The organism is Salinispora sp. CH2A1_6, from assembly GCF_056820975.1.
This window is the reverse complement of the sequence record NZ_JBXEDG010000013.1, coordinates 437,745-458,379: the sequence shown is the minus strand read 5'-3', so window position 1 is coordinate 458,379 and position 20,635 is coordinate 437,745. Positions and strand designations below refer to the sequence as shown.

The following is a 20,635-nucleotide window of genomic DNA, read 5'->3' as shown; positions in this document are numbered from 1 at the left end:
CCACAAATCCCAGACGAAGTCCGTAACCGCAGTGAGGGCCCGCATGACCCAGCATCCAGCCACCGCGCCGGACCACTGCCCATGGCGGCCCACCCGGACCGTCGCGGTGATCCTGGCCGGTGGTACCGGCACCCGGCTCGGCCTCGGCATCCCCAAACAGCTACTCAAGGTCGCCGGCAAACCAATCATCGAGCACACCCTCGCCGTCTTCGAGTCCGCGCCCGAGATTGACGAGATCATCGTGCTGATGGCGGCCGGGCACATCCCGGATGTCGAACGGATCGTTCGGCGGGCTGGATTCGGTAAGGTCTCGGCCATCGTCGAGGGCGGGCAGACCCGCAACGCCACCACCCGCCTCGCGCTGGACGTGATCGGTCCCGGCGACTGCAACATCCTCTTCCACGACGCGGTACGTCCACTGATCAGCGGGCGAATCATCCGGGAGTGCGTGAACGCGCTCTGGACATACTCGGCGGTTGACGTGGCCATCCCGTCTGCGGACACGATCATCCAGGTGGACGAGGACGACTGCATCACCGACATCCCAGTCCGCTCCCGACTACGCCGGGGCCAGACCCCCCAGGCGTTCCGCTCCGGCACCATCCGGGCGGCATACCAGGAAGCGGCGGGTGACCCAGACTTCGCCGCGACCGACGACTGCGGCGTGGTGCTGCGCTATCTACCCGCCACGCCGATCAAGGTGATCGACGGCACCGACGAGAACATCAAGGTCACCCACCCGCTGGACGTGCACCTGGCGGACAAGCTGTTCCAGCTCGCCGCTGCCAAGGCGCACCGGCTGGCCGACCACCGGGCCTACACCGAGGAGCTGGCCGGCCGCACGATCGTCGTCTTCGGCGGCAGCCACGGCATCGGCCAGGAGCTGACCGAGCTGGCTCGGCGCTACGGCGCCCGGGTCTTCCCGGTCAGCCGCTCGAGCACCGGCACCCACGTGGAGCGAGCCGAGGACGTAGCGGCCGCACTCCAGACCGCCTTCGCCGCAACCGGCCGGATCGACCATGTGGTCGTCACCGCCGGGCTGTTGGAGAAGGGCATGCTCGCCGACATGGACGCCGGCACCGTCGACCAACTGCTCCAGGTGAACTTCGTCGGCCCGGTGACGGTAGCCCGCGCGGCCCTACCGTACCTTCGACGAACCCAGGGTCAGCTGCTGCTGTACACCTCCAGCTCGTATACGCGGGGCCGAGCCCGGTACGCGCTGTACTCGGCCACCAAGGCAGCGCTGGTGAACCTCACCCAGGCCCTCGCCGACGAGTGGGCCGAGGCCGACGTCCGGGTCAACTGCGTCAACCCGGAGCGCACCGCCACGCCGATGCGTACTCGGGCGTTCGGCCCAGAACCGGCGCACACCCTACTCACCGCGGCGGCGGTGGCCCGGGCCTCGCTGGACGTGCTGCTCTCCGGGCTCACCGGTCAGGTGATCGACGTCCGCCGTGCAGACGACGAAGAGACGGAGTTGCCGGCTGTCCTGCCGGTGCAGGTCGGGCGGGAGCGCGAGGAGCACCCCGCGGAGCCGACGGAGGCCGGCCACCGTGCGGAGCCGACGGAGGCGGGCCACGGTGCGCGGTGACCTGGTCCGGAAGCTGATCGCCCAGGGCCTCTCCGCCGGCCTGGCCGTGCTGGCCTTCGTCGTGCTCGCCTTGACCGGTGCGACCGGCTGGGGTCTCGGACTGGCAGTCGCCGCGCTCGCGGCCACCGGCTGGCAACGGCGGGTTCGACCGCAGGCCGACAGCGTGGCCGAGACCACGCTGCTCGCGGCGGGGGTCCTGATCGGGTACGCCCGTCGCCTCGACACCGGCTTCGACCCCGCGCTGGCCGCGACGGCGCTGATCCTACTCGGGCTGGTCCTACTGGTCGGACCGCTGCGGACCGCAGCCGACCGGGAGATCCGCACCGCGAACCTGCCGGTACGCGACTGGTCGCCCGTGCTCGCCGCCGAACTGCCGACCGTCCTGCTCGTGCTGCTCGCCGTGGTCGCCAGCGCGGCCGCGGTGCCCCTGCCGGCCTGGGTGGCGCTGGCCGCCGCCCTGCTGGTCGCTTCGGCCGCCGGCGCGGGGGCGCTGGACCTGGCCCGACGGCGTTTCCGTCCGGCCGCCGAGGGGGGACCGGTGGGCCGGGCGCTGCGCCGGCACCGGCCCGAGTTCCTGCTGTACTTCTCCGCGCCCCCCGGCTCCGAGTACCAGGTGACGATGTGGCTGCCGTACCTAAAGCGGCTCGGTCGGCCGTTCCTGGTCATGCTGCGCGAGCCGGAGTTGCTGCCGACCGTCGCGGCGGCCACTGATGCCCCGGTCGCGTACTGCCCCACGCTGCCCGCGATGGACGAGGCGCTCGTGCCGAGCCTGCGGGTCGCCTTCTACGTCAACCACGGCGCGAAGAACGGCCACTGCGTCCGCTTCACCCAGCTCACCCACGTGCAGCTACACCACGGCGACAGTGACAAGGCCCCCAGCGCCAACCCGATGTCGGGGATCTTCGACCGGATCTTCGTCGCAGGTCAGGCGGCGGTCGACCGGTACGCCCGGGCCGGCGTGCACCTACCGGCGGAGAAGTTCGTCCTGGTTGGCCGCCCTCAGGTGGAGGGGATCGAGGTACGCCGTGGGGCGGTGACCGCCGCCGCGCCGACCGTCCTCTACACCCCGACCTGGACCGGGCATCACGCGGACGCCAACTACTGCTCGCTGCCGGCGGCCGAGACAGTGCTGCGGGACCTGCTTGCCCGGGGTGCGACGGTGATCCTGCGAGCCCATCCCTACACCACGCAGAACCCAACCTCGGCCCGACAGCTGGCCCGGCTCCACGAGCTACTCGCCGCCGACCGTGGGCGGACCGGACGGGGCCACGTCTTCGGGGCAGCGGCCAGCCGTGAGCTGACCCTGACCGACTGCGTCAACCGCTCCGACGCGCTCGTCTCCGACGTGTCGGGGGTCATCTCCGACTACCTCTACTCCGGCAAGCCGTACGCGGTGACGGACATGCTGGACCTGCGCGACCGGTTCCCGGCGGACTTCCCGCTCGCCGCCTCCGGCTATGTGCTGCGGCACGACATGTCCAACAGCGGCGAGGTGCTGGACCGGCTCCTCGGGGACGACCCGCTGGCCGAGACCCGGTGGGCCACCCGGACCCGCTACCTCGGTGACTTCCCCGCCGAGTCGTACGCCGAGGGCTTCCTCGCCGCCGCTCGGCGGGAACTCGATTCCGGCGGCGGCGTTCCGACGCCACGCGCCGCCGGGACGGCGGTCTCCCCCACCGGCTGACCGCGCAGATACGACGACGGGCGTCGGTCCCCGTGGTGGGGACCGACGCCCGGGCGACAAAACTGTCGGTCAGGCGGAGTAGCCGCGCGTCGCGGCCCAGTCCGCCAGGGCGATCGTGGTCATCCAGTAAGAGCTGGTGGCGGGGTTCGCCGAGTCAGCGATCTGCACCAGACGACCATCATCGTCGTATCCGACCACGGCGACGTAGTGGCCGCCCGGGAAGGAGTGCCACCCCCCGGCGGTGTCGGTGGCGGAACCGGCGACGTTCACCACCACGCTCCGGTCATCAGTGATGGCCTCGACCACGTCGGCCTGGAGCTGGTCCATCTGCGCCGGGGTGGCCGAGCCGCCGGAGATCATCCGAGTCTGGTAGGGCGCGCCCTCCACCTCGGCGTTGAGCACCCGCGTGGTGTCCTCGGCCGAGTCGGTGCCGAACTGGTCGGTACCGAGCGGGCCAGCGAGTTCGTTCTGTGTCCGCTCGATGCCGGTGGCGCTGAGGGCGTTCCGGACGGCAGCCGGGCCGCAGTAGTAGAAGTTGATCTGCGCCTGGTAGTCGTACTCCAGCACCTTGGAAGTCGGTGGCTCCGGTGCCGCCTCCTTGGTCAGGTCCGGGTCCGCCGCGCTCGACGGTGCGGCACTGAACGACTCAGCACTCGACGGCGCGGCACTCGACGGCGCGGCGTTGACCGCGACCGCCTCGGGGCTCGGGTCGGCGACGTCGCCGGCCGCGGAGACGGCGGAAGCCGGCTGCGGCGAGGTGGAGCCCTCGTCGCTGCCGACGGCGAGGGCGCCGGCACCAGTGGTCACCACGAGCACGGCAGCCGAGGCGGCGGCCAGCTGGTATGGGCGCTCCGTGGTCAGACGGCGGAGCTGTCGTTTAAGGCGATGTTTCACGGGATCCTCCACAGGCGGTCGGGGCTGTGGCGCACCGCGCCGTTGGCGGGCAGCAGAGATGGCCGCACGAAGCCGGAATTCGCGCGCCGGTGGCCACGGGGGGACTACGCCCGGCCTCAGTGCCGGGCTATGCGGGATAGATCAGCGCCCGGCGGCGGGCCGGACGGACGCGGACCCCGCAGCGCCGTGGAGGCGGCGGAACGCCCGCTGGGCGAAATAACGCTGCACGGAAACGGGACTCCTTCCAATACCGCTGACCGGGTTAGCTGACGGATTCGGACGGGAAGTTCGCCCTACCGCAAACTCGCGGATTCACCCCAGATAGAACGGGTCCCCGGTTTGCCTGTCGGCAATTGAGCGGGTCGGCACGGCGTCGCCTTTTGCGATCGTCAACCGCACCGGACGCGCCGACACTACTGGCCAACCACACCCCCGCCAACCCACCCTGACCTGCTAAAACATCGATCATGGCAAAATTTTCGGACAGCGCTCCCGGCCCTGAACCAATGGGACGGTAGGCGGTCACGGTACGCCTGACCAGGAACGGGACGGCTCGCCGAAATTTGCTACCGACACGCTTGGTTAATCGAACAGTCTGCGCTGCTTGACCGGTTCGACCGGACTATGAGCAGCCTCATAGAAATCGACTACGTTCAGGCAGCAAGCTACAACAGTGCCGGCTGTAGCTTCGCCCCGAATCCCGCCACTGGACACTCCGCAGGAAGCCATCGAGAAACTGAGAACCCCGGCAGCGACGGTGCTGTCGCGCACCGCGGCAGCCGGGCGACCCCATCGGGGCGGCACCGATCCGGTCGGCGCCGGGAGCCCACTACTACCGGGGGGACGGTTGCATCCGGCTTACCGAGCGCCCTGAACTCCTGCGAGACCAGCACACCGTCTGAAACAAGGTGGTCCGCCGATGGGGGTCCGGGTCGTTCGACGCTATGAACGGAACATTGATGGCCAAACACGCCAAGTGGTGTCGACGGAGTCGTCCCTACAGGTGGTCGCCGATGTGCGGGCCGGCGACCTGGTGACCCAGGCGAGTGATCCGAGGGCATCGCGGCCGGGCTCGGCGAGCTGACCGCGCTGACCGTCACCGGACCGGCCGGGAACTCCGCCCGCACCAACGCCGTCCGGACCCTGGGCAAGCTGCTCACCTCCGCAGAACACCGGGCCGAACTCGCCGCTGTGCCTGGCCGTTGGTGGAAGAACGAGGACAGGCCCGCGTGGCTGGTGCTGACCGGGTCAGGTCAGCCGCCGGCAGGAGCGTCCAAGCACTTGTCGCAACGCCCGTCCCCGGCGGCCAGCGGTAGGTCAGTCGCGGTCGATCTGATGGCCGATCACGGCGGGGCCGAGCAGCACAGCGAAGCCGCTGCCGTCGCGACGCGGATCAGCCGCGGGCAGTTCCACCGGCTCACCATTCACCGTCGCACCAACCGGGCGCGGACCGACCCAGGCGACGGCCACCTCGGTATCCCCCTTGAGGAAACGCTGGGAACGTACGCCGCTGGTCGCCCGCCCCTTCGCCGGATAGGCCGCGAACGGTGTCACCTTCACCGTGGCGCCGGTCGAGGTGACCACCATCGGCTCACCGTGGGCGGGATCGTCGGTGCGGACCGCGCCGAAGTACACCACCCGTGCGGCATCGGGGAGGCTGATTCCGGCGACGCCACCGCCACGCAGTCCCTGCGGACGGACCGACCCCGCCGGGTAGCGCAGCAGCGACGCCTCCGAGGTGACGAAGGCGAGGCTCTCAGCTCCGTCGGTCAGCCAGGTCGCCCCGACCACCTCGTCCCCATCCCGGAGGCTGATCACTTCGAACTCGTCGGCGCGCACCGGCCAATCCGGAGCGGCGACCTTCACCATGCCCTGTCGGGTGCCGAGAGCCAGCCCTGGCGACCCCTCCGCGGACGCGCCCAGCGGCGCGATCCCCACCACCGTCTCCCCCGGTGCCAGCGGCACCAACTCGGCCGCGGACATCCCACCGCGCAGGGAGACCGTGCCGGACTGCTCGGGGAGCACCGGCAGCGGCAGCACGTCCACCTTGAATGCCCGGCCGCCGCTGGTGACCAGCAGAACTTTGCCGCGGGCCGTGGAGTGGGCGACGGCGCGTACCGCGTCGTGCCGGACCCGGCCATGCCGGCGATGCCCCTCGACCGCCTCCTCCGACTCGGCGGCGGTCCGGGCGACCAGCCCGGTTGAGGAGAGAATCACCTGGCAGGGGTCGTCGGCGACCTCCAGTGGGCCGGCCGGCACCGACGCGGCGAGCACCTCCTTCAGATCCCCGTCCACCAGGGTGGTGCGGCGCGGCGCGGCGAACTGCTTCACCACCGCGCCCAGTTCGCCGGAGACGACCTTCCGCAGGATCTTCGGGTCGTCCAGGAGCCGGGACAGCTCGGCGATCTCGCCGCGCAGCTTCTCCTGCTCGGCCTCCAACTCCAACCGGTCGTACTTGGTGAGCCGGCGCAGCGGTGTGTCGAGGATGTAGGTCGCCTGGATCTCGGAGAGCCCGAAGCGCCGCATGAGAGCGTCCTTCGCGGCCTGCGCGTCCTCGCTGCCCCGAATCAGCGTGACCACCTGGTCGATGTCGAGCAGCGCGACCAGCAGCCCATCCACCAGGTGTAGCCGTTCCTCCCGCCGACGCTTCCGGTATGCGCTGCGTCGGGTCACCACCTCGTACCGGTGGGCCAGGAAGACCTCCAGTAGGGCCTTCAGCCCCAGGGTCTGCGGCTGCCCGTCCACCAGCACCAGGTTGTTGACGCCGAACGACTGCTCCAGCGGGGTCAGCCGGTAGAGGTCGGCGAGAAGGACCTGTGGATTCACCCCGACCTTGCACTCGATGACCAGCCGGGTGCCGTTCTCCCGGTCGGTGAGGTCCTTGACGTCGGCGATCCCGGTGAGCCGCTTGGTCTTCGTGACCTCGTTGGTGACGGCGGCGATGACCTTCTCGGCGCCGATGCCGTAGGGCAGTTCGACGACGGTGATCGCCTGCCGGCCGCGGCTGCCCTCGATCGGGCCGATCTCCACCTTGGCGCGCATCCGCACCACGCCGCGGCCGGTCTCGTAGGCCCGCCGTACCTCGTCCAGGCCGAGCAGCAGCCCACCGGTCGGCAGGTCCGGCCCCGGCACGAACTCCATCAGCTTGTCCAGCGTCGCGTCCGGGTGGTTGATCAGCCAGCGGGCGGCGGAGACCACCTCACCCAGGTTGTGCGGGATCATGTTGGTCGCCATCCCGACCGCGATCCCCGAGGCACCGTTGACCAGCAGGTTCGGGAAGGCGGCCGGCAGCACGGTGGGCTGGGTCAACGAACCGTCGTAGTTCGGCCCCAGGTCGACCGTCTCCTCGCCCAGCTCACCGACGAGCAGCATCGCCTCCCGCGACATCCGGGCCTCGGTGTAGCGGGCCGCGGCCGGCCCGTCGTCGGGGCTGCCGAAGTTGCCGTGCCCGTCGATCAGGGGTGCGTTCAGGGAGAAGTCCTGCGCCAGCCGGACCAACGCGTCATAGATCGCCACGTCGCTGTGGGGGTGGTACTTGCCCATCACGTCGCCGACCACACGGGCGGACTTGACGTGCCCCCGGTCCGGGCGGTGGCCGGACTCGTACATCGACCAGAGGATGCGCCGGTGCACCGGCTTGAGCCCGTCTCGGGCATCTGGCAGGGCGCGGGAGTGGATGACCGAGAAGGCGTACTCCAGGTAGGAGTCGGAGACCTCGGTGACCAGCGGATTGTCGAAAACCCGAGCGCCCGCCTGGTCGAACGCGGACAGGTCGACCTTCGGGCCCTTGCGGCGTGCCATGACTCAGCTTTCCCCTCGGACTGTTTCCGTGCTCGTGCCGGTGCCCGCGCGAACCGCGGCCGGTCCGGGTCTCATGCGTCGATCGCCTCACGGTCAACCCGGTCGGCGGAGGCGATCAGCCAGTTCCGGCGGGGCTCCACCTTCTCCCCCATCAGCAGTTCCAGGATCCGTTCGGCTTCCTCGGCATCCTCGAGGGTGATCCGACGGACCGCCCGGCCGGCGGGGTTCATCGTGGTCTCCCACAACTCGTCGGCGTCCATCTCACCCAGACCCTTGAACCGCGGGATCGGAGTGACGATCTGCTTGCCCGACTGCTCCAGCCGCCGGACGGTCGCCTCCATCTCCTCCTGGGTGTAGGTGTAGATGGTCTGCGGCTTGCGCCCCTTTGTGGTGATCTTGTGTAGGGGCGGCATCGCCGCGTACAGCCGGCCAGCCTCGATCAACGGTCGCATGTACCGGGCGAAGAGCGTGATCAGCAGCGTCCTGATGTGCGCGCCGTCCACGTCGGCGTCGGCCATGATCAGAACCCGGCCGTAGCGCACGGCGGCGAGGTCGAAGGTGCGCCCCGACCCGGCCCCCAACACCTGCACGATCGCCGCGCACTCGGCGTTGTCCAGGACCTGCTGCAGGTTCGCCTTCTGCACGTTGAGGATCTTGCCGCGGATCGGTAGCAACGCCTGGTACTCCGACGAGCGGGCCAACCGCGCCGTGCCGAGGGCGCTGTCCCCCTCGACGATGAACATCTCGCTGCGCTCCACCCCGGTGGACCGGCAGTCGACCAGCTTCGCCGGCATCGACGCGCCCTCCAGGGCGGTCTTGCGCCGCGCCGCCTCCTTCTGCTGCTTCTGGGTCAGCCGGACCCGGGCGGCATCGGCGATCTTCTGGAGGACCGTCCGTGCCTCGGTCTTGGTCTTGCGCTCCTCCAGCCAGGCCTTGAGGTGTTGCTCGACCAGGCGCTGGAGAACCTTGGTGATACCGGCGGTGGAGAGCTCGTCCTTGGTCTGGGAGGTGAACTGCGGCTCCGGGACGCGCACGTGCACGACCGCGGTCAGGCCCTCGAGGATGTCGTCCAGCGTGGGCGGATCCTCCTTGGCCTTGAGCAGGCCGCGGGTGTTTCGGATCGCCTCGGCGAGGGTCCGCGTCAGGGCCCGCTCGAAGCCCTTGCGGTGGGTGCCGCCGTGCGCATTGCGGATGGTGTTGGTAAAGCACTCCACGGTCCGCTCGTACCCGGTGCCCCACCGGAAGGCCACCTCCACCTCGGCGCGACGCGGCACGTTGGACTGCATCACGCCGTTGGCGTCGGCGGCGTTCTCCCGGTACGCCCCTTCGCCGCGGACCAGCAGGGTACCGGAGACCGGGCGGTCACCGGCCGGGGCGAGGAAGTCCACCATGTCGGTCAGACCGTTGGGGTAGTGGAACCGCTCCTCCACCGGCTCCGCTCCGGTGTGGTCCCGCAGCAGGTAGCTGACCCCGGGGACCAGGAAGGCGGTGTTGCGCAACTTCATCCGTACGGCATCGGCGTCCAGCGCGGCGCCGACCTCGAAGTAGCGCGGGTCGTACCAGTAGCGGATCGAGGTGCCGGTGCGCTGCTGACGCTTCGCCGCACCGATCACCTGCAGGCCCGGGCCGGCCGTGAAGGGCGCCTGCGGCCCGTCGCCGCCGAACGCGCCCGGCACCCCGTGCCGGAACGACATCGTGTGGATCTTGCCGCCGCGACGGACCGTCACGTCGAACCGGCGCGAGAGGGCGTTGACCGCCGATGCACCGACACCGTGCAGGCCGCCGGAGGTCTTGTAGCCGGAGCCGCCGAACTTGCCGCCGGCGTGCAGCCGGGTGAGCACCAGCTCGACCCCCGATATTCCGGACTTCGCGTGCACGTCGGTGGGGATGCCGCGGCCGTCGTCGTCCACCTGCACCGATCCGTCGGCGTGCAGCGTCACCTCGATGGAGGTCGCGTGACCGGCGACCCCCTCATCGGTGGAGTTGTCGAGGATCTCGTTGACAAGGTGACCCACGCCACGGCTGTCCGTCGAGCCGATGTACATCCCCGGACGCTTACGGACAGCGTCCAGTCCCTCGAGATGCGTGAGGTCGTCGGCCTCATACAGGGTCTCAGGCTCTGCGGTCAACTGGTCGTACTCCCCAGGTCTCGGCGGGTATGGTGCCACGCACGACAGGTATGGGCCGGTGCGGCACGCCGCAGCGAGCCTAGCCGTAGGCCCCGACGGGCCCCGCTGGGCCCGTTCGCCCGGCCACAACCGGAGTAACGGGTCGGGGCCGTCCAACGATTCCGGCCGTGACCCAGGCGACAGGCGTCCCCGAGTGCGGCGACGCCGGAGCCGACACCCGTGGGCCCCGAGCGGGCCGGCATCCTGCCCCGGGCGCGCAGGCGCGTCCGGTCGCTCCCATCGGGAGCGGCCCGGCCCGGCCAAGCACCCCCATCACCACGAGATCGACGAATATTTTTCACCACAAAACCCACGGCCGTGAGATTTGTTACTAGTGAGTATTGACACTGTTATCGATGGCTGATTTGATCACTTCCAGTCGATCTTCCATATCTCGATAGGGGTGATCATCACATGTCCAGATTGGGTCGTATCGTCCTGGCCGTCGGCATCGCCGTCGCCACGACCACATTCTCTGCGACAGTCATATCGCCGGCTCTGGCCGAGACACCGCTCACCGCTCCGGCCGGCGCACCACCCACCGCTGCCGTAGCGCTCGGAGACAGCTTTGTCAGCGGCGAGGGCGCCGGGGCGTACACCCCCGTGGTCGACATCAACGGGGAGACCAGCACCTTCCCCGGATGGTCCGCACCGAACAGCGCGGCCTACTTCTGCCACCGCTCGGCGAACGCCTCACTCCACCGGGCCGACCTGCCCGGCATCGAGAACCGCTTCAATCTCGCCTGCTCCGGCGGACAGCCGGCCGACATCGCCAACGCCTCCGCCGACCGGGCGAACGGGCGCCAGGTCGCCGCCCAGCTCGACCAGCTCCGCGCGGTGGCCCAAACCCACGATATCGACCTGGTCCTCATCGGCGTCGGTTCGAACAACAGCTCGTTCACCTTCGGCACGGTGGCCGAGAAGTGCGCGACCCGGTTCATCTCCGACGCCTGGATCGGCTGGTGGGAGTTCTGGGCGCACCCCTGGGCGGTGGAACAGGATCCCTGCTCCGACGCTGACCTGGCAACCGCCGCGGAGCTCGCCGCGGCGACCGCGGAGACCAACGCCGCCGTGCGGCAGGTCCTCAGTACGCTCGCCGAGGTGGACGCCGACGGCGAGCACCGGGTCGTCCTCCAGGACTACACGAACCCGTTGCCGGAGCAGCTGGACCAGGCCTACTGGACCGAGGACAACCGGGACGACACGCGGGACAAGTTCCGCGACCTCGGCCGCGAACGGTACGCCGCCGGGTGCCCGATCCACCGCGCCAGCATCGCTCCCGGCCACCGCTTCTCGCAGGGTCTGGGCACAATGGTGAGCCAGGTCCACACCGACGTCACCAGCGAGTTCCCCAACGCCGACGTGGTCCTACTCAACGTGCAGCAGGCCTTCGACGGCGCCCGGCTCTGTGAGACGACAGATGGTCCGCAGAACGCCCTCGCCACCGCCGTTCGGCTGATGGATGGGCCCACCGGCACCTACGTCACCAGCCTCGAAGGGGCAGACAAGCTCGACATCAACCGAATCGCCGGCACCTGCGTGGATCACTTCCAGACGTGCCAGGAGTCGTGGCACCCGAACGCCGCCGGTCACCTGGCGCTCGGGCAGTGCCTGACCGGCGCCGCCGCCACGAGCGCCCGTGAGGTCTCCTGCGTCCGCTCCCCGACCGGCGCGATCACGGTGAGCTGACCCCTAACCGCACCCCGACGCCTCGCGGATCCGCGCACCGATCGGATCCGTGAGGCGTCTGTGTTTCCCGGTGCACCGACGCCAGCCCGACCAGATCGACGTGACGACAGTCACCGATTGGTTACTCGTCGGTAGATTCACCCCGTAGATTGGGCTGGTGAATGCGGAATACCAGCAAGAATTCGTCGAGGTCGACGGAGCCCGCCTCGGTCTGCAGATCTATCCGGAGCCGGCGGAGACCGCCGACGCCCCGCTGGTGCTGATCTCCCCCGCCATGGGCGTCCCCGCCCGGTACTACCGCCCGTTCGCCACCGCGCTCCGCGCCGCCGGGCTCGCCGTCGCGGTCGCCGACCTCCGCGGCACCGGAGCGAGCACACCGCGCCCGAGTCGCCGCTGCCGCTACGGGTACGCGGAGCTGGCCACCGATGTCGGCGCGGTGCTGGCGGCGTTCAAGGAACAGCGAAACGGCCGGCGCACTCTCCTGCTCGGACACTCCCTGGGCGGCCAGACGGCCCTGCTGCACCTGGCGCTGACCCCCGGGCACGATGTGGACGGGCTGGCCCTGGTCGCCGTCGGACTCCCCTGGTGGCGCAGCTATCCGCCCGGACCGCGGGGTTACGGCGTCCTCCCGTTCTCCCAGACGATCGCGGTCGCCACCCGACTGCTCGGGGTCTGGCCCGGCTGGGGCTTCGGCGGGCGGCTGGCGCGCGGGGTCGTCCGGGACTGGGCCTACACCGCCCGCACCGGGCGCTTTCCCCGACTGGCCGGCGTGGATGCCGAGGCGGCGCTCCGCGACCTCCGCACACCGGTGCTGGCGGTCAGCGTGGACAACGACCAGTACACCCCGCACGAGACCATCGACCACCTCTGCGCCAAACTCACCAGCGCTCCCATCACCCGCGAGCGCCACGGGGCCGAGCCGGGCGGCAGCCCGCTCGACCACTTCAGCTGGACGCGCACCGCAGCGACCCCGCTGGCCGCCCGGATCGCCCAGTTCGCGACCCAGGGGTAGCCCGAGAAGAGGTCTGTCCCCGGCCGCGAGGGGACAGATCTCTTCTCGGCTGGGGTGCGGCGAGCTCCTCCGAGCCGGGCGAACAGACCGGCACGCCTACCTCTTCCTACCCGGCGAATACGGCAGCGCCGACCAGCCGTTGCAGGTCAAGCTCGGCTACTACACCCAGGTCTCCGGCCTCGGCGCCACCCCCACCGACGTCCAGGTCAACGGAAAGATCGAGGTCTACAACCGCTGCCTCGACGACGAGGGCACCAGCAACTGTCTCGCGCTGGTCAACTTCTGGCGCACCCTGTCCAACCCGGCACTGCGCATCGACCCCGCCGGGCAGGACGACTGCCGCTCCTCGGCGAACTTCTGGGCGGTGTCGCAGGCCGTGTCGATGCGCCGCCTCGATGTCAGCGGCGGCACCCTGTCCCTGATGGACTACTGCACCGCCGGTCCGCAGTACGCCAGCGGCGGCTTCATCGCCGACTCCCGGCTCCCCGAGGTCGTCAACGGTTCGCAACAGCAGTGGTTGACCCGCAACAGCGAGATCGACAGCTGGTCCAACGGCGTCTGGAACCAGGTCTTCACGGGCGTTGCCGGCGCACCGGCCGACGACAGCTCCCCGACCCGCCGTACACGACGCTCGACACCACCCCGCTGAGCCGGGAGAAGCCGTACCTCTTCGTCGACGATCGGGGCCACTACCAGGTACGGGTGCCGACTGCTCGCCGCGACACCCGGGGCGTCTCCTGGGCGACGGGCCGCACCCCCGGTCGGACCATTCCGATCCGCGACCTCCGCATCGCGCGTCCTGGTGACTCCGTGCAGACGATCAACCGGGAGCTGGCGCGGGGCAAGCACCTCCTGCTCACCCCCGGCCGGTACGACATCGCCCGGAGCATCGAGATCCGCCGGCCGGGCACGGTCGTCCTCGGGCTGGGGCACGCCACCCTGACCGCCGTGGAGGGCGCCACACCCCTCAACGTCGCCGGTGTTCCCGGCGTCGTGGTGGCCGGGGTGACCATCGACGCGGGGCTCCACGAGTCGCCGGTGCTGCTCCGGGTCGGCAACCGGCACGGACGCCACCACCGCACGCCACAGAACCCGATCACGCTGTCGGACGTGTACTTCCGGGTCGGCGGGCCCCACATCGGCCGGACCCACACCGCGCTGGAGGTCAAGGCCGACGACGTGTTGATCGACCACACCTGGGTGTGGCGGGGCGAGCACGGCACCACGATCCTCTACCAGAACGAGTTGCCCTACGACCCGCCCACGCAGGCCGACTGGATGAAGGGCGAGGTGCAGGGCTGGGCCGGCTACAAGGTCAACGACCGGGTACGGCACCACACGCTCTACGGCGGCGGGGTGTACGTGTACAACCGAAACAACCCGTCGATCCATACCGAAAACGGATTCGAGGTACCGGACCGCCCGGGAGTGCAGCTCCATCGCGTGATGACCGTGAACAGAGTGATGCACCAGCAGTGCTATCATCGCTGCGTGACGATTGGTTCCTCGACGGCACCCGCACCCTCAACGAAGGCACACCCTTCGGGGCTCACACCGGCCGTCGCACTGTTTCGGTCTCTCGGCGACCCGGCCCGGCTGGCCATCCTGCACCGGCTCACCCGTGGTGAGGCCCGGGTGGTGGACCTCACCCGCGAGCTGCGACTGGCGCAGTCGACCGTCTCGAAACACCTCTCCTGCCTTCGGGACTGTCAACTGATCGACTTCCGGGTCGAGGGTCGCCAGTCGTTCTACGCGCTGGCCCGGCCCGAGCTGCCCGCCCTGCTGCGCTCGGCGGAACAACTCCTCGCCGCCACCGGCGAAGCCGTCGCCCTCTGCCCGACATACGGCTCGTCCACGGATCGAGGGGACGACGCGTGACCACCTCCACCCTGACCCCCCAGCGGCGTGCGCTCCTGTCCCGCCGCAGCCTCTGGCTGGCCTACGCCACCGCCGGATACAACCTCCTGGAGGGCTTGGTCGCGATCGCCGCCGGCGCGGCGGCCTCCTCCACCGCACTGATCGGCTTCGGCCTCGACTCGTTCGTCGAGGTGTCCAGCGCGGCCGTGGTGATCTGGCAGTTCCGCTCCCGGGTGCCGGAGGAGCGGGAACGGCTGGCGCTGCGACTGATCGGTGTCTCCTTCTTCGCCCTGGCCGCCTGGATCACCGTCGACGCCGGGCGCGCGTTACTCGGCGACGGAGACGCCAGCCCCAGCCCGGTCGGCATCGGCCTCGCCGTCGCCTCGCTGATCGTCATGCCCCTGCTGGTTCGCGCCAAGCGGCGTACCGGCCGGGAACTCGGCTCGGCCACCGTCATGGCCGACTCCACCCAGACCGCGCTCTGCACATACCTGTCCGCGGTGCTCCTCGTGGGCCTGCTCCTCAACGCCGGGCTCGGCTGGTCCTGGGCAGACCCCATCGCCGCGCTCGCCATCGCGGCCGTCGCGGTACGGGAGGGAATCGCGGCGTGGCGGGGTGATCAGTGCGACGACTGCGGGCCGCCCACCCGCACCACCGCTGACCCGGCACCGAGCTGCGCCGACGGGTGCCAATCCGACGCGGCCACACCCCAGTCGTAGCCGCTCCGGCGGTGCGCGTGCCCGGCAGGCCAGGGACGAGCGGCTGCCGGGCCGCCGTTACCGGCGGGCCACACCCAGCTCGGGCCCGCCCCGTGCGTCCCGCGGGGAGCTCAGGATCCGCGCGGTCAGGGCAGGCAGCACCTGTGCCAGATGAGATGGTTGCGGGGGTCTGGTCACCAGCGAGAGCACGACCTTCCCCGGCACCGGGGAGGGCAGCAGGCGGTCGGTGCGGTCATCCCACCAGCGTGCCGCGAGGTCGGGAACCACGGCCGGGACCTTACGGTGCCGGGCGATACGCAGGGTGGCCTCGACCGTGGGGCCCGGCTGCGGGAGCGCACCGAGCCCGGACAACCCTGCGTGCAGGTGCTCACCGGCCAGATCAATAGAGGAGTACAGCACTTCCCTTCCCGCTAATGCCCTCCTCCCGACGGCCAGGGGTGCGGTGTCCGCGGGCAGGACGAGGACCAACGGGGAGATCCCGATCCCGGTGACCTGGAGGCCGTGGGGCAGGACGGCCTGGTCTGCGATCGTGACGATCGCCGCGTCCAACAGGCCCTGGTGGACCCGGCCGATCAGGGTGGGGCCGTGCTCGACCTCAGCCTGAAGCGTCACGCCCGCGAGTTCGATCCGGGCGGCAGTGAACACGATCGGGGCCAGCGCCTGGATCGTGCCCAAGCTCAACGACGGGGCCTGCATCGCGGCGGCGAGCTGGGCGGGGAGGGCGTCGAGGTCAGCCAGCAGGCGTACGGCTCGCCGGGCCAGCTCCCGCCCGGCCGGCGTCGGGCGGGCCCCGGTCGTGTCCCGCTCGAACAACCTGATCCCCAGGCGGCGTTCCAGCGCGGCCAGCCGACGCGAGGCCGAGGGCTGGGTGGTCAGCAGTTCCTTGGCCGCGGCCCCGACCGATCCGTGCCGGGACACGGCCTCGACCAGCACCAGGTCCTCGGCTTTCAGGCTGGGTCTCATGCCCCCAGCGTATGAGCCAGCCACGCGAAGAGATCTCTACCCGGTCGGCGGAGGGCGGTTGAGGATCGGTGCGTGCGGAGAGGACTGCTGCTACTGACCGTGATCACGTTCGTGACCTGGGTCGGGACGAGGATGACCGCCGTCGCCCTGCCCCTGGTCGCACTGCAGGAGACCGGACAGGCCTGGACCACGGGGCTGGTGGGCGGGATGGCCGGGCTACCCCTACTGACGGTGGGCTGGTGGGGCAGGGGACTGCGGGAGCGCCTCACCGATGGGAGAGCTCTGGCGGTAGTGGCAGGTGTGCACGCCGCCGGGCTCGCCATCGTCCCCGTGACCTCCCTGGTCGGTCAGGTCGGGGCGGTCGCGCTGTGCGCCTCGGGCCTGGTGACCGGGGTCGCGGGCGCACTGCTGGGCCCGGCCGAGCGATCCCTGGTCGCCGACCTCGCCGACGAACACCTCGCCCGTGGCGGCAGGACCGGGCCAGCGAAGTGGTTGGCCCGGCAGGACCTCGCCCACCGGGTCTCGATGATCTTCGCCCCACCCGCTGGGGCCTGGGCCGTGACCATGTTGGGCGCGAGCGCGCTGCTGTGGTGCCAGACCGCGGTGGCCGCCCTGGCCGCGATCGCCTTCCTGGCCGTCCCCGCCCGCAGCGCGATACCGCACGAAGGCCAGGGCGGCGGTCCGGAAGCGGCCACGCCGGGACGGCCAGTCTCTGCTCTGGCAGTGCTCCGCTCCCACCCGCAGATCGCGACCGGCGCGCTCATGGCTGGGGTTGGCGGGGTGTGCTGGTTCGGGTTCAGCCTGGGCCTGGCCGTGCTCGGGGTCGAGCACGACCGGCCTGGCGCACTCATCGCCGCGGGCATGAGCGGGTACGGGGCCGCATCCGTGGCCGTCTCCCTGCTGGTGCCAATGGTCATCGACCGTCTGCCGCGGATGACGGCGATGCTGTCCTCCTGGGTCGTGCTCGGGGCCGTGTTCGTCGCCCTGCCACTGGTGGCACCGAGCCTGACCGGTGTCGCCGCCGTGGCCGCAGTGGGCGGAGCCGCGATGCCGTGGGGGATCGCCGCCCGGAACGCTCTGATCAGCGAGCAGACCCAGGGCCCCGAACGCCGGGCGGCATTCACCGCAGAGACAGTCCTGCACTCCGGAGGCACCTCCCTGGGGCTGCTGGCTGGCGGAGCCCTGATCGGCTGGGCAGGATCTGAGGCCGTACTCCTGGCCACCGGGCTCCTCCAGATCGCCGCCGCAGTCGGCGCGGCCGGGTTGTCCTGGAGACCCGTCACCAGCAAGCCGTCGAAAGCGGATGCCCGCACGGCCGTCTGCTGACCTTCAGGTGCCATGTGGTCACGACCTCACCGATGAACGGCGGGCCAGGTCCATCCTGGCGCCCTGCGCCTGCGCCTGCGCCTGCGCCTGCGCCGTGCGGGCGGACAACGGCACGAACACCGACAGGCCGTTGACGGGGATCCGATGGCGGCTGCGCACCCGGATCCATCTGGCCTCAGACGCCCGTGACCCGCCACGGTGACCCTCCTGGCCCCGGGCCAGGCCAAGGCCGCTCCCTCGCCCCGGGGCTTCGCCCGGACCGGCTATCTCCACCGCTGAGCACACCCGAACCGGCTGCGCGAGGCCAGGACCGGTCGCCGCGAGCAATTCAAGCCCCGCATGGGCTGCGGGCCTCGGCCGAACCTGGATCCAGATCACCGCAATCACCAAAGCTCCCTGCCAGGGACGAGTGCACAACCTCACCGTTGACGGCCTCCACACGTACTATGTGATAGCCGGTAACACGCCGGTACTCGTACACAATACGGGAGGGGGAGATGACAGCTGGAATCCCGCCTGGGGTCCTAAACCGGACTGGAACGCCGGAGACGCGGATGACGATGGATATCGTACCCCCCGCGGAAATCAAGTTCAAAATAAATCGTTCGATGATGCGATTCGCGAGGCTGAGAGGAAGATCGGCAGGGCCCTTTCGCCAGCTGATAGGCGATCGGTGCACGAAGCGATCACTAAGCAGGGATACGGCTATCACCAAATTGTTGACGAGGCCGTGGGACGTTTTGGTGGGGGGCGTGCTGAATGTCGGAAGCCGCCGAACTGATCCGATCGATGATCGGCCTCGGTCTGTCAGGCATTGGCAGGGCCCTGAATATGGGAGTGTTCTCCTTTGGGGCTGACGTGGCCTGGGTTGAATCAGATACGGGGGCCTCTCGTACGGGAAGTGAGTACGCAATTCATGCGCAATGTCCTTTTAGGCTGACGAGAGGGGGTCGTATTTTGGTTGGGTCCAATGACGCCCTGCCTTCCCGTGAGGTCATGACCGATCCTATCGGTCGCAATTCCGAAAAGGAATCCGTAACTGCCTTCGATGTTGTCGCTGATCGTATTGTCAAGGCAACCCAGTCATCCCCGCTCGTCGTCCGTGATGTAAGAATCACAAAGTCGGGTGATCTGCGTGTAGACCTATCGGATCGGGTAGCGATAGAGGCGTTTCCGGCTAGCGGCAGCCCATCTGAGGCGTGGCGGCTCTTCAGGCGAGGGGGGCAACATTTGGTGTTTCCCTCGGACTTCGACGTATAGCAGGTTAGTTCGCGGTTATCGAAAGTGCGCCTGATGGGGGCAACGCCGAATCGACGCCGTTTGCGAGGAAACTTTCCATGGTCTACGACCTTACCGTAGCCGACATCCACACGTACTATGTGCTCGCCGGCAACACCCCGGTCCTCGTCCACAACGAGGGTGGCGACAGCTTGAACCCGTGGAGCAATTCGCGGGAATGGACAAGGTCGCGTACCTACAAGTGGCGGCCCTGAGAACGGTGTCCTCTATCGGCGAGGGGCTGGCGGCGCTATTGTCGACTGGGGTGTGTATAACGAGAGGGGGAACCTTCGGTATCGAGTAGATCTTTTCGGTGCCGCACATGGCGGTGTAGAGACTCCTCATTGGCAGCCTTATCGCGAAAACACAAATCCGAAGACCGGAAAGGTATTTGTACAGGAAACGGGTGAAGCGTTTTCGGGTGCAGGCCCAGTGGGAGAACCGCCCTGTGGTTTCTGATAAGCAATTCCTTCGGTTTTTAAGATTTGAATGAGAATCCGCCACGGATTGTGGAGTAGCGAAATGACTGATGTAGACGACCTCCTTCTGCTAGCTGAGTCGCAGTCCTGGCAGGACCGTAGTCGGGCTGGCCAGGGGCTTGTCGCTCGCATCGGGGAGCCTATGGTTGATGCAGTTGTCCTTCAGTTGGTATTGGATCCGAAGGACACCGCTGTAACCACCGCCACGGCCGACGCGCTTTTGGGTCGGGGGGATCTCGCGTCTTGGCGGATATTTGCGCGCGCATGGACGGTAGCTGCGAAAATGCCGACTGAAACAAATCATATAGATCATCTCGTCAGTTGCTTGAATGGCGCCATGTATGCCGCGAGCATGAATTCCGAGACGGCCGATACCATGATGGAGATCGTAGGACAGCTCTCCGCCGACGAAGATGAGACGGTGAAGCCCGCGGCAGAAGAGCTTCGCAATTTGGTATCCGAAGGGCTGTGATCGCAAGTATTAGGCACATAGGTAGGGACGGGAGCTTGCCTGTGTCGGTCTTTCCCGATGAGATTGGTGGGGATGCTGCTACGTGACCGTCCGGAGGTTACTGATGACGATCACTGTGCGTGACGGTGGGGTGTCGAGGTCTGCCGTGGTCTGTTCGGGTTGCCGTCACGGTTGCCGTCAAGATTTGCCTCGCATCTTTAGACGTCGATTGGTGCCCACCGGTCCGGTTGCAGGTCGGCCGTAGGTGATGGGATCTTCGGTGGCGTGCCGCGTAGCGGTTCGGCGTCGATCGCCGGTTGCTGGCCGTTGGTTGACCCGCGAAGCGATCGTCACGGCCCTGCGTCGCCGCAGATGGCCGCGTGTTGATGGGCGGTTCGGTGTTGGTGGGCGTGCACGCGGGGCCGTAGGCCTTGAGCGCGTGCGCGCGGCCCGGCTTCGGCCGGGCCGTTCTTGACTATTTAGAGCAAATTTGGACCAGCTCCCTCCCGTAGTCGGTGCTCGGTGTTCTGATCGACTTGCTGGCGGCTGGGTGGCGCGGTGGCGGGCGGGGTGCCGCCAGTTGCCTGCCCGGTGGGGTGTCGGCGTCTGCGGGGCCGTAGTGGTCTCCGGGGTCAAGGGACGCCCGTAGGGCGGTCGCAGGGCGACGCGTAGCGCCCTTGATGCCGGAGGGGCGGCCTCGTACGCTCGCGCCGCCCATGGGTC

Annotated in this window: 14 protein-coding genes, 4 pseudogenes and 1 riboswitch; of the genes and pseudogenes, 13 read left to right on the top strand and 5 right to left on the bottom strand. The window is 69.1% G+C overall.

The annotated features are described in order from the left end of the window. The first annotated feature begins 43 nt into the window (after positions 1–43). Entirely contained in the window at positions 44–1,591 is a 1,548-nt protein-coding gene (locus tag AC1UKG_RS20025; RefSeq protein WP_018743445.1) for a bifunctional cytidylyltransferase/SDR family oxidoreductase, read from the top strand. Continuing rightward, positions 1,581–3,275 carry a CDP-glycerol glycerophosphotransferase family protein gene (locus AC1UKG_RS20020; RefSeq protein WP_482642951.1) on the top strand — a complete coding sequence of 565 codons (1,695 nt, stop codon included), beginning with the start codon at positions 1,581–1,583 and terminating at the stop codon, positions 3,273–3,275. The genes AC1UKG_RS20025 and AC1UKG_RS20020 overlap by 11 nt, the downstream gene beginning before the upstream one ends. 69 nt (positions 3,276–3,344) lie before the next feature. On the opposite strand, the gene AC1UKG_RS20015 is transcribed toward AC1UKG_RS20020, so the two are convergent. Beyond that, a complete protein-coding gene (locus AC1UKG_RS20015) occupies positions 3,345–4,181 on the bottom strand; it encodes a C39 family peptidase (RefSeq protein ID WP_482642952.1) in 837 nt (278 codons plus the stop codon). A 224-nt stretch (positions 4,182–4,405) separates the two neighbouring features. Further along, positions 4,406–4,539: riboswitch (cyclic di-AMP (ydaO/yuaA leader) on the bottom strand. A gap of 686 nt (positions 4,540–5,225) precedes the next feature. Between AC1UKG_RS20015 and AC1UKG_RS20010 the strand changes: the two are divergent. Then, positions 5,226–5,485, top strand: a pseudogene (locus AC1UKG_RS20010) (spore coat protein); the annotation flags it as partial. Between the two features lies 1 nt (position 5,486). Here the strand turns inward: AC1UKG_RS20010 and AC1UKG_RS20005 are convergent. Beyond that, positions 5,487–7,970, bottom strand: coding sequence for a DNA topoisomerase IV subunit A (locus AC1UKG_RS20005; protein ID WP_018743441.1), 2,484 nt, complete (start codon positions 7,968–7,970; stop codon positions 5,487–5,489). Positions 7,971–8,041: 71 nt separating this feature from the next. Then, a complete protein-coding gene (locus tag AC1UKG_RS20000) occupies positions 8,042–10,099 on the bottom strand; it encodes a DNA topoisomerase IV subunit B (RefSeq protein ID WP_018743440.1) in 2,058 nt (685 codons plus the stop codon). Positions 10,100–10,552: 453 nt separating this feature from the next. Here AC1UKG_RS20000 and AC1UKG_RS19995 point away from each other — a divergent pair, with 453 nt between their 5' ends. From AC1UKG_RS19995 to AC1UKG_RS19975, 5 genes and pseudogenes are all read left to right on the top strand, one after another. After that, entirely contained in the window at positions 10,553–11,827 is a 1,275-nt protein-coding gene (locus AC1UKG_RS19995) for a hypothetical protein (protein ID WP_018813817.1), read from the top strand. 157 nt (positions 11,828–11,984) lie between these two features. Further along, on the top strand, positions 11,985–12,839 hold the full coding sequence (locus tag AC1UKG_RS19990; protein ID WP_018743438.1) for an alpha/beta fold hydrolase: 855 nt from the start codon (positions 11,985–11,987) through the stop codon (positions 12,837–12,839). 82 nt (positions 12,840–12,921) lie between these two features. Continuing rightward, positions 12,922–14,297 (top strand): annotated as a pseudogene (locus tag AC1UKG_RS19985) (adenylyl cyclase); the annotation flags it as partial. A gap of 6 nt (positions 14,298–14,303) precedes the next feature. After that, positions 14,304–14,717, top strand: a complete 414-nt coding sequence (locus tag AC1UKG_RS19980; protein ID WP_196230525.1) for a metalloregulator ArsR/SmtB family transcription factor — start codon at positions 14,304–14,306, stop codon at positions 14,715–14,717. Continuing rightward, positions 14,714–15,415 carry a cation efflux transmembrane domain-containing protein gene (locus tag AC1UKG_RS19975; RefSeq protein WP_018743436.1) on the top strand — a complete coding sequence of 234 codons (702 nt, stop codon included), beginning with the start codon at positions 14,714–14,716 and terminating at the stop codon, positions 15,413–15,415. The genes AC1UKG_RS19980 and AC1UKG_RS19975 overlap by 4 nt, the downstream gene beginning before the upstream one ends. A 57-nt stretch (positions 15,416–15,472) precedes the next feature. Here AC1UKG_RS19975 and AC1UKG_RS19970 read toward each other — a convergent pair whose 3' ends face one another. Continuing rightward, positions 15,473–16,378, bottom strand: coding sequence for a LysR family transcriptional regulator (locus tag AC1UKG_RS19970; protein WP_018743435.1), 906 nt, complete (start codon positions 16,376–16,378; stop codon positions 15,473–15,475). Between the two features lie 72 nt (positions 16,379–16,450). Here AC1UKG_RS19970 and AC1UKG_RS19965 point away from each other — a divergent pair, with 72 nt between their 5' ends. Further along, positions 16,451–17,704 (top strand): MFS transporter, encoded by a 1,254-nt coding sequence (locus tag AC1UKG_RS19965; protein ID WP_482642953.1) that lies wholly within the window; start codon positions 16,451–16,453, stop codon positions 17,702–17,704. A gap of 18 nt (positions 17,705–17,722) precedes the next feature. On the opposite strand, the gene AC1UKG_RS19960 is transcribed toward AC1UKG_RS19965, so the two are convergent. After that, positions 17,723–17,863, bottom strand: a complete 141-nt coding sequence (locus AC1UKG_RS19960; protein ID WP_482642954.1) for a hypothetical protein — start codon at positions 17,861–17,863, stop codon at positions 17,723–17,725. 250 nt (positions 17,864–18,113) lie between these two features. Between AC1UKG_RS19960 and AC1UKG_RS19955 the strand changes: the two are divergent. The 4 genes and pseudogenes from AC1UKG_RS19955 to AC1UKG_RS19940 all read left to right on the top strand — a co-directional run. Then, positions 18,114–18,197 (top strand): annotated as a pseudogene (locus AC1UKG_RS19955) (polymorphic toxin type 24 domain-containing protein); the annotation flags it as partial. 844 nt (positions 18,198–19,041) lie between these two features. Next, positions 19,042–19,128: pseudogene (locus tag AC1UKG_RS19950) on the top strand (polymorphic toxin type 24 domain-containing protein); the annotation flags it as partial. Between the two features lie 22 nt (positions 19,129–19,150). Continuing rightward, positions 19,151–19,441, top strand: coding sequence for a polymorphic toxin type 24 domain-containing protein (locus AC1UKG_RS19945; RefSeq protein WP_482643219.1), 291 nt, complete (start codon positions 19,151–19,153; stop codon positions 19,439–19,441). Positions 19,442–19,504: 63 nt separating this feature from the next. Continuing rightward, the gene (locus AC1UKG_RS19940) at positions 19,505–19,933 is read left to right on the top strand and encodes a hypothetical protein (RefSeq protein WP_051418990.1); all 429 of its coding nucleotides are present in this window, start codon (positions 19,505–19,507) and stop codon (positions 19,931–19,933) included. Positions 19,934–20,635 lie beyond the last annotated feature (702 nt).

Bases quoted from the DNA above. Each gene is read 5' to 3' on its own strand.
- AC1UKG_RS20025 (WP_018743445.1), top strand. From the start codon at position 44: ATGACCCAGCATCCAGCCACCGCGCCGGACCACTGCCCATGGCGGCCC.
- AC1UKG_RS20005 (WP_018743441.1), bottom strand. From the start codon at position 7,970: ATGGCACGCCGCAAGGGCCCGAAGGTCGACCTGTCCGCGTTCGACCAG.
- AC1UKG_RS19995 (WP_018813817.1), top strand. From the start codon at position 10,553: ATGTCCAGATTGGGTCGTATCGTCCTGGCCGTCGGCATCGCCGTCGCC.
- AC1UKG_RS19980 (WP_196230525.1), top strand. From the start codon at position 14,304: ATGCACCAGCAGTGCTATCATCGCTGCGTGACGATTGGTTCCTCGACG.
- AC1UKG_RS19970 (WP_018743435.1), bottom strand. From the start codon at position 16,378: ATGAGACCCAGCCTGAAAGCCGAGGACCTGGTGCTGGTCGAGGCCGTG.
- AC1UKG_RS19940 (WP_051418990.1), top strand. From the start codon at position 19,505: ATGACTGATGTAGACGACCTCCTTCTGCTAGCTGAGTCGCAGTCCTGG.